This window comes from Ulvibacter sp. 2305UL32-6 (assembly GCF_058148545.1).
This window is the reverse complement of record NZ_JBYVKA010000011.1, coordinates 1-8955: the sequence shown is the minus strand read 5'-3', so window position 1 is coordinate 8955 and position 8955 is coordinate 1. Positions and strand designations below refer to the sequence as shown.

The following is an 8955-nucleotide window of genomic DNA, read 5'->3' as shown; positions in this document are numbered from 1 at the left end:
ATGGCTTCCGAGTCGCACGCGTCGACGCCGCTGCCAACATTTGCGTCCGCAAATTTGGTTGAGCCACAGCGAGCCAAGAAACGCCACTGGCATTATACAAACACGTTACCTGCAAGCTGAAAAAAGAGCCAACCGCACAGTCAAGCACATTTCATTTTGCTCGTGCCTCACAAAATAAAAAGAGCTTGCCTTTCCCCACCACCACCCGACTGAAAATATCTTCTTAAATGTAAATATTATTAAAAATAAGTTAATATATTTGCGTAAAACACAAATAAATTGGCTAAAGTGGAAATCAACAGGATTAAAGTTGCTCTTGCCGAAACCAGGAGAAAGAACAAATGGTTAGCAGAACAAATAGGTAAAGATGAATCTACTGTTTCTCAATGGTGCACAAATGCGCGACAACCATCTTTGGAGAATTTGCTTAGAGTTGCAAATGCATTGGAAATAGACATCAGAGATTTACTTTATTCAACTAATAATTCTGAGAATTAATATGAACGAAAAGAAAACATATATTGACCTATTTGCAGGTTGTGGTGGTCTTTCACTCGGTCTTTATAATTCTGGCTTATGGAAAGGACTGTTTGCAATTGAAAAAAGTCCTGACGCATTTGAAACTTTTAACCATAATTTAATTGAAAATAATAATCATTTTGATTGGCCAAATTGGTTACCAAAATCCAACCATGATATTAATGCAATAATCAAGAATTATCCAAATGAGCTCAAATCATTAAGAGGTAAAATCGATATGGTTGCTGGTGGACCACCTTGTCAAGGTTTTTCTACGGCTGGAAAAAGAAATGAGAATGATTTACGAAATAAATTAATAAAATCATACATAAAATTCATTCGTCAAGTACAACCAAAAGTTATCTTTTTTGAGAATGTAAAAGGTTTTACTCAAAAATTTGACAAAAATAAAATTCAAGGAAAAGTGTATTCGGAATATGTAAAAAATGCATTAGAATATACTCCAAAAGACGAAAAATATTTAGGTTATAAAGTAGAAGGTCGTCTTGTTGATTTTTCAGAATATGGTGTTCCGCAAAAAAGAACCCGTTTCATTTTAGTAGGAATTAGAAAAGACATTGCTAACAACACAAAACCGACATACTTTTTTGATTCAATAAGAAACGAAAGAGAAAAATTCTTAGTAAATAAAGGGATTGGTCTAACAAATAGTTTGGAAGATGCAATATCTGATTTATTAAGAATTAATGAAACAACATCACCAGATACTGCTTCTTTCAAAACAGGTTTTTATAATAAACCTAAATCAAAATATCAAAAACTCTTGAAAGGAAACTATTCAGGAAAAATACCTGATAGTCACAGATTTGCAAACCACAATCCTTCTACAATTGAAAAATTTGAATACATACTTGAAAATGCAGATAAAAACAAAACATTATCTGATGAAATTAAAGAACGATTTAATCTCAAAAAGAGAACTATAATACCTTTGTCTGGAAGTACTCCTACTCCAACAATCACTACTTTACCAGACGATTATGTGCATTATTGTGAGCCAAGAATTTTCACAGTTCGAGAATATGCTAGAATACAATCTTTTAATGATTGGTATGAATTTAAGGGTAAATATACAACTGGAGGTAAGAGAAGAACACAAGAAGTTCCTAGATATTCACAAATAGGCAATGCGATACCACCTCTTTTCGGTGAACAAAGCGGATTGGTTTTAAACAAACTAATTAGCTAATGACAAATCCCAACGAATTACATTTTAAAACTAATGTCCAGTTAAAAAGTATAATTGGTAAAGACCTTATCAATGATGACAATATCGCAATTCTTGAATTGGTGAAAAATTCTTTTGATGCAGATGCAAAAAGAGTTAATGTAACTTATCTAAACCTCAAGAATAATGATGATGAGCTTACACAATCATTTTCGAACAAAACATCTAGATTAATTATTCAAGATGATGGTTTAGGGATGGATCTAGAAGACATCCAAGATAAATGGTTGAACATAGCTTATTCAGAAAAAAAATCTAACAAAAAACAACATAATAGAAGAATGGCTGGAGCCAAAGGGGTTGGAAGATTTTCTTGTGACCGCCTTGGCGAATATCTCAATCTATATGCGAAAACAAAAGATAATAACAAATATTTAAAACTTAGTATAGATTGGAAGTTATTCGAAATTGAAGATGAAAAAAAGGAGATTCAATCTATACCTTTAAAATTTCAATATCTATCAAAAAATGAAATTGAAAATCTTGGTTTTAAAGCCTTTGATAATGGTGTACTATTAGAAGTTATAAAGTTAAGAAGTTCTTGGGCGTATCCAATTAAAGACAAAAGTGGAAATACCATAAAATGGGATACAGAAAAGTTCGTTGACTTAAAAAAGTATTTAGAAAAACTTATCAATCCTAATCAAGCATTTCAAAATGATGATTTCGGTATTTATATTAGTACACCTGAGTTTATAAAAGAGAATGACTTAAGAAATGAATATGAAAAATTCATTGGTAAAGTAGAAAATCGAATTTTTGATAAATTGGATTTCAAATCAACTAGTATTGAAACTAGAACTCAAGATGGAGGTAAAATTATCTATACAGAACTTAAAGATAAAGGTGATACGATTTTTTGGCTAAAAGAAAAAAACCCATACTATCCTTCGATTAAGAATGTAAAGATCTCTATCTATTACTTAAATCCATACGCTAAAGCTTTTTTCACTAAACAAACTGGAATACAATCAGTTAATTATGGATCTATATTTCTGTTTATTAATGGATTTAGAATTTCACCATATGGAGATGTAGGAAATGATTGGCTGGGATTAGATCAAAGAAAAGCACAAAAAACAAGAAGCTTTCTGGGTCTTAGAGATATAATTGGTCAAATTGAAATTCTTGATGAGTTAAATGATTTCCAAATCATATCCAGTAGAGAAGGAATTGTAAGAAATGATAATTACAAAGATTTAACTAATTCTGAAAGAAATGATAGTTTCTATTATAAAGCACATAGAAGACTTGAAAGATATGTAGTAGAAGGACTTAATTGGGATAGCTCTATTTATGATAATAAAGACCCTCAGTTTAAAGAAATTGAACAAAAAATCATTTCGGGAAAAGCGACAGAAAATGAATTGATTTTTCGTGAAGACGACCAGACAAAGCAAAGAAGAACATATGGTGCGATACATTCAATAATATCTGCAAGAGTTAATGACGTAATAGAATTATATATCAATGAAAATTTAATTACACAAAAGATTGAAGAAGAAAGGCAAAAGTCCGAAAGAGAATTTCAACAGTTAATTGAAGATTTTGACAATAAAAAAATTGACTCGGAAACTTTGGGTCGAATTTTACAACGTAAGGCTGAACAAAATGCCGAATTAGAAAAACAACTCAAAGAATTTGCTAAATATTCGACCAATGAAGCTACTACAAAAGCAATTCTAGAGTTACAGAATTACAAAAAGACTGTTGAGGAACAAACTATACTAATAGAAAAACTTCAATATGAATTAGATGATTTAAAAAATCAAAAGCAGAGCGCTGAAAAGACCGCCAAAGAATATAAAGATAAAGCTGAGAAAGCAGAAGTAGATTTATCCATTGAAAAAGAAAAAAACTTGTACCTTCTTGCAACAAGAAGAACTTTAAGTCCTGATGCAGATGGGCTAATTCATACTATAAAAATCAATAATATCGAAATAAGAGATGGTATTGATAATATAATTGACGACTTAACAGAAGATGATTTCGATATAAACAACCTAATTGAGAGACTAGGTTTCCTAAAACTCAATGCCGAACGCTCTTTAAAAATGGCCGAGTTTGTTACTAGATCAGACCTCAAAGAAGATATCGAAAAAAAGGACGTTGATTTAGTATCATATATTCAGGAATATATTTCGTTATACGGTGAAACATTTTCTGATAAGATATCATTTGAATTTAAGGTTAACAATTCATACCTAAACAAAAATATTAGTGTCTTAAATTTATCAATCATACTTGATAATCTAATAAGCAATTCTATCAAATGGGGAGCAGAAAATATTCTGATTGAGTTTAACAACACAAGCGATAAACAATTAGAATTGATTTTTTCGGATGATGGTGATGGTTTATCTAATAAATTTTTAGACAAACACAAACGCATTTTTGAGCTCTCTGTGCGTGATATTCCTACAAACGGAATGAATGGGTCTGGAATAGGGTTATTCTACACAAAGAACCTTTTAAATGATATGAATTCTGAGATTGACTTTATAGGTAATAACTTAAAATTATCTGGAGCCTCTTTTAAACTTATTTTCAATACAATATGAGTGTAGTACGGTTATTATATATAGATGATAATAAGATAAATTCTCAAATAGATAATCTAAGGAAAAAACTTAAAAATGTTGGTTTTGACCTTGATGAAACTTTTTTAGATTTAAGCAACGATCATTACAAGAAAAGAGATGAATCTACAGGAAGAGTAATACTTGACAAGGCCAAAATTCAATCTTATGTTAATGATAACTTTATGAATGAGAATTTTGATATAGTTGCTTCAGATTATGATTTTAAAGACAAGAATTTAGATGGCTTCGAATTACTTAAATGGATTAAAAACGAATGTACTTCAAAAAAATATAGATTAAGACGAGCTAAGTTTTGTCTTTATTCATCTGAACAGGATAAAGTTGCAAAAACATTTGACACACCAAAAAAAGTCAAAAGCTTGATAAAGCTAAAAATTGATGAATTTATAGATAGAGATAGGATACCTGAAGAGTTAACAAAACTAACTGTTGCTCCTAAAGAAATATATAAACATAAAGATCATCTGATAAAATTTTTAGAAAAATACCCGGACTTAGTTTTTAACAGTGTCTATCCAAAGTTTAAAGGAAAAAAACTTTCAGACATAGCACACGAAATCGATAAAGATTTGCCAAATGGAATCGACTTTCAGAAAAATTTGGTTGAGCTAACTATAGCTCATTTAATTGATTTAAATAAATTCGAGGATTAATGATAATAGTTATTATTTCGGTTGACCCCTCAACAAATTTTCTGTTTGATATTGTAGATAGCTTAAAATCTAATTCCATTGATTTTGAATTAATTGAAATTCATCCTAACACAGATTCATACAAAAGTTGTCTTGACAATATAGCTAACCTTCCAGAAAATACCACAATACTATTTTTAGGACACGGTCAGGACGACCAAATTTACGGTGGTGAATTACTTGATGATTTTCCAAAGCAACCTTTGGTAAAAAGAAATGAAATGGGAATTTTCAAAAACCAGAATTTATTTTTACTTGCTTGTGATTCCGCCAGTTTAATAAAAAGCTCATTTCGTATTGCTAAAACTAATAAAGCTATCGGTTTTGGTCCTTTACCAACAGAAATTGAAGAGGTTAAAAATGATAAAAAACTTGCTAATGAAGGAATTACATTAGACACTATTGAACTCTTTAAACAAGCAATAAATGAGACTGTAATATTAAGTTTACTAGAATACTTTAAAGATGAATCTAAAGACTTTATATTTTTAAAGGATTATTTAAACTTACACTTAAATAAAAGAATAAATAAAGCAATTCTTGAAGAAGATAATAGAAATTTAGCCGATTTATTATTCAATATGAAAAATGATATGGTTATATACTGAGCCAACGCTAAAAGCCATACACATTTACAATTCGCACTAGCCAACGCTACACCAAAAATTGCAAAAGAGTTTGTCTTTGCCAACGCTAGCAAGTTTGCGGAAAGAAAAGCCAGCCAGGTAACAATGTATATAAAAAATAGCTGAGTAAGTGCTAAAACGAAAGCAAAAACATAAAATAAAGGTCAGTCATAAACTGAAAAATTAGTGCATAAAAAACCGCTACTTTTCATATACGAGACCGTTGGCATTCATTACTAAGAAATCTGTAAAAAATTAAAAACATTAAAACACTTAAAACATTCTTTCGAAATTTAGCTGACACAGAAAATGGAAAATTTTATTTTGAAGATAAAGATGTCGCTATCGGAGGAGGTATGCATAGTCCCAATGTAATTTTCTTAGTTAAATTTAAATATAAAGACAACGAAATTTCTATTCTAAACCAAACGGGAACTTCATTTGTAGGAAACATAAATTGCAAATTAAACAAAACACTTCAGCCCATTGCTTTTGAAATATCTTCAATTTCTCACATTACAAATTTATTTCGCAGAAGAAAAAGTAGATTCAAAATAAAAACGGAGAATGAAAACATTAAATATTTTCTTGAACAGAGCAGTTCATTAAACCAGCTAAGCAAAATAGCGGAAAAAGAAAATTTCAGCCCACTAATTACTTGTGAATTGAATGACTTCTGGAGTATTGAAAGCAACTATCATTTAGAATTTGACAATTGGACACAAGTAGTTGAACCAACAATAAAATTATATAAAGCTTTAATAGACGAATTTGAAAAACGGATAGCGAATGTAAGTAATGGAAATTATCGTGAAATGAATTAGTGAACGTAACGAAATGCCAACACCGTATAAAGCCAATGGCGAAGTTGGTTAATGAATTGTTTTTCGTACAAATAATTAAGTATCTTTAAATCGGATAAAACCCGTAAACGGCTTCGCTGTGGCTTCCGAGTCTTACGCGTCGACGCCGCTGCCAACATTTGCTACCGCAAATTTGGTTGAGCCACAGCGAGCCAAGAAACGCCACTGGCATTATACAAACACGTTAGCCTTCATTATAACCAACACTTGAACATAAAATAAATTTTACACTTTTTTGACACAATTTTACATTTGATAAAGCCCAAAGAGCATCTTTAGACTTAAGTTTGAAAAAAACACAAATGAAACAATCCTATTTATTTTCAAAAATCTGTTTATTAGTTTTGGTTACCTCTTTTGTAACTTCTTGTAGGGGGCAATCTAACTCAAATAAGAAAAATGATAACACTATTAACGAGCTACCAAAAAAAGTAGATTCACAAATTGGAGAATATGTTGGAGTATTTCAAGACTCTAAAGAGAATTTTTGGTTTCAAACTTTAGAAAAAGGAGTGGCGAAATATGACGGAAACAAATTAGTTTACTTGACCACAAATGATGGATTACCAAGTAATCGAATTGTAGATGTAATTGAAGATAATTCGGGGAATTTATGGTTCGGAACTGGTTCAGGAATATCGAAATTTGATGGAAAATTATTTACAAATTATTCAGAAAAAGATGGACTTTGCAACAATATGATAAGTAATTTATTTATCGACAGCAAAGGGAAATTTTGGATTGGAACTTGGGGAGGAGTTTGCAAGTTTGACGGAACTGAATTTGAGCATTTCCCTATTCCTTACCCTAAAGTAGAAACTCAAATCAATCCTGACACCAAAGATTGGATAACCTCTATCACAGAAGATTCAACTGGAAATATTTGGTTCGGAAGAGATGGTTACGGAGCAAGTAAATTTAACGGAGATTCATTTGTTCACATCACTACAAAAGAAGGATTAAACTCAAATAATGTTCAATCTATTGTAGAAGATAAAGATGGAAACATTTGGATTGGAACAAGAGTAGCAGAAAAAGATAATGCGGAAACCGAAAAACGATTTGGAAAAGGTGGATTGAATAAATATGATGGAGATAAAATCATTCATTTTTCGAAAATTGACGGATTAAGTGAAAATGATGTTTACTCAATTTATAAAGACAATTCAAACGATTTATGGTTTAGTACAATTAGTAATGGTGCTTACAAATACACAAACAGTAAGTTCATAAATTATAAAGTTCCTGTTCCGATAATGGATATTTTGAAAGATAAAGAAGAAAATATTTGGTTTGGTTGTGCAGGTGGTTTATACAGAATTGACAAAGACGGAAAAACAAAAAATGTGACGACAAACGGACCTTGGAATTAAAATAACGAAAGGCTAACAACGTATAAAGCCAATGGCGGGTTTGTTGCTTATCGAATTTGAGTTCCTACAAATAAACTATCTTTAAAACCGAATACATCGCCAAACGGCTTTGCAGTGGCTTCCGAGTCGCACGCGTCGACGCCGCTGCCAACATTTGCTACCGCAAATTTGGTTGAGCCACAGCGAGCCAAGAACCGCCACTGGCATTATACAAACACGTTGTGCACCATATGACAAGAACCAGACGACATATTAAAAAACGTAATAGTTATACAGTTGTACTTCCGATAATTACCATAGTTGGATTAGGCGTTTTGTTCATTTTTTTATCTTTTTATGAGAAGAGTTGGTCATATAATTGGAACGGAATTCGTGATCAAATTCGTGATAGTGTTCAAGTGATTGAACATAGAAGCATTTCAAATGGAGTTGTAGGAATTGCGAATCAAAAACCCCGACAATATGATTGTCGAAATTGGATAATGAAAACAGCTACAAAATCTGAACTTTTAAAATTAATTGATTATCCAAATGGAAATATTAAAGCAACAGGCTACGAAGGATTGATGTTTAATGAAGATTTTCATAAAAAGTCAGATTTAATTCTTAAAGCTATTTCCGATAAAGAACATAAGGTTATATATCAGGCAGGATGTACCGAATTTCAACTGTCAATAAGTGAATACTTAATTGAGTTTGTTCTATATATTGATAAGACTAGTCCGCCACCGCCAATTGGATTCGAAAACCAATTAGAATTGACAGAAATAGAAATAGATAAAATATTAACTGAATATCATAAAGAGCCGAAAAGCTGGTGGAACTAATACGGTGCACAACAACGTATATAACCAATGGCTAAATGGGTTATTGAATTTGAATTCCTACTTTTTGTTGTAAATTTATCAAAACCGAATAAACCAGTAAACGGCTTCGCCGTGGCTGCTGAATCGCACGCCGCGACGCGGCTGCCAGCTTTTGCTCCGCAAAACTGTTTGAGCCACAGCTTGCCAAGGTCCGCCACTGGTCA

At 31.5% G+C, this 8955-nt stretch carries 8 protein-coding genes; all 8 read left to right on the top strand.

Annotation, left to right across the window (positions count from 1 at the left end; genetic code table 11):
• Window positions 1–288: 288 nt before the first annotated feature.
• The 8 genes from ACY2RU_RS17275 to ACY2RU_RS17240 all read left to right on the top strand — a co-directional run bounded on the left by ACY2RU_RS17275 (window position 289) and on the right by ACY2RU_RS17240 (window position 8752).
• The gene (locus ACY2RU_RS17275; RefSeq protein WP_490139736.1) at window positions 289–498 is read left to right on the top strand and encodes a helix-turn-helix transcriptional regulator; all 210 of its coding nucleotides are present in this window, start codon (window positions 289–291) and stop codon (window positions 496–498) included.
• Between the two features lies 1 nt (window position 499).
• Window positions 500–1729 carry a DNA cytosine methyltransferase gene (locus ACY2RU_RS17270; protein ID WP_490139735.1) on the top strand — a complete coding sequence of 410 codons (1230 nt, stop codon included), beginning with the start codon at window positions 500–502 and terminating at the stop codon, window positions 1727–1729.
• The gene (locus tag ACY2RU_RS17265; RefSeq protein ID WP_490139734.1) at window positions 1729–4329 is read left to right on the top strand and encodes an ATP-binding protein; all 2601 of its coding nucleotides are present in this window, start codon (window positions 1729–1731) and stop codon (window positions 4327–4329) included. The genes ACY2RU_RS17270 and ACY2RU_RS17265 overlap by 1 nt, the downstream gene beginning before the upstream one ends.
• On the top strand, window positions 4326–5024 hold the full coding sequence (locus tag ACY2RU_RS17260) for a PleD family two-component system response regulator (protein WP_490139733.1): 699 nt from the start codon (window positions 4326–4328) through the stop codon (window positions 5022–5024). Before ACY2RU_RS17265 ends, ACY2RU_RS17260 begins: the two co-directional genes overlap by 4 nt.
• Entirely contained in the window at window positions 5024–5671 is a 648-nt protein-coding gene (locus tag ACY2RU_RS17255; protein ID WP_490139732.1) for a hypothetical protein, read from the top strand. The genes ACY2RU_RS17260 and ACY2RU_RS17255 overlap by 1 nt, the downstream gene beginning before the upstream one ends.
• 374 nt (window positions 5672–6045) lie before the next feature.
• Window positions 6046–6513 (top strand): hypothetical protein, encoded by a 468-nt coding sequence (locus ACY2RU_RS17250; RefSeq protein WP_490139731.1) that lies wholly within the window; start codon window positions 6046–6048, stop codon window positions 6511–6513.
• A 341-nt stretch (window positions 6514–6854) separates the two neighbouring features.
• Window positions 6855–7925: a ligand-binding sensor domain-containing protein gene (locus tag ACY2RU_RS17245; RefSeq protein ID WP_490139730.1), complete on the top strand. Its 1071-nt coding sequence runs from the start codon at window positions 6855–6857 to the stop codon at window positions 7923–7925.
• A 230-nt stretch (window positions 7926–8155) separates the two neighbouring features.
• Window positions 8156–8752: a hypothetical protein gene (locus ACY2RU_RS17240; RefSeq protein ID WP_490139729.1), complete on the top strand. Its 597-nt coding sequence runs from the start codon at window positions 8156–8158 to the stop codon at window positions 8750–8752.
• The last annotated feature ends 203 nt before the right edge of the window (window positions 8753–8955 follow it).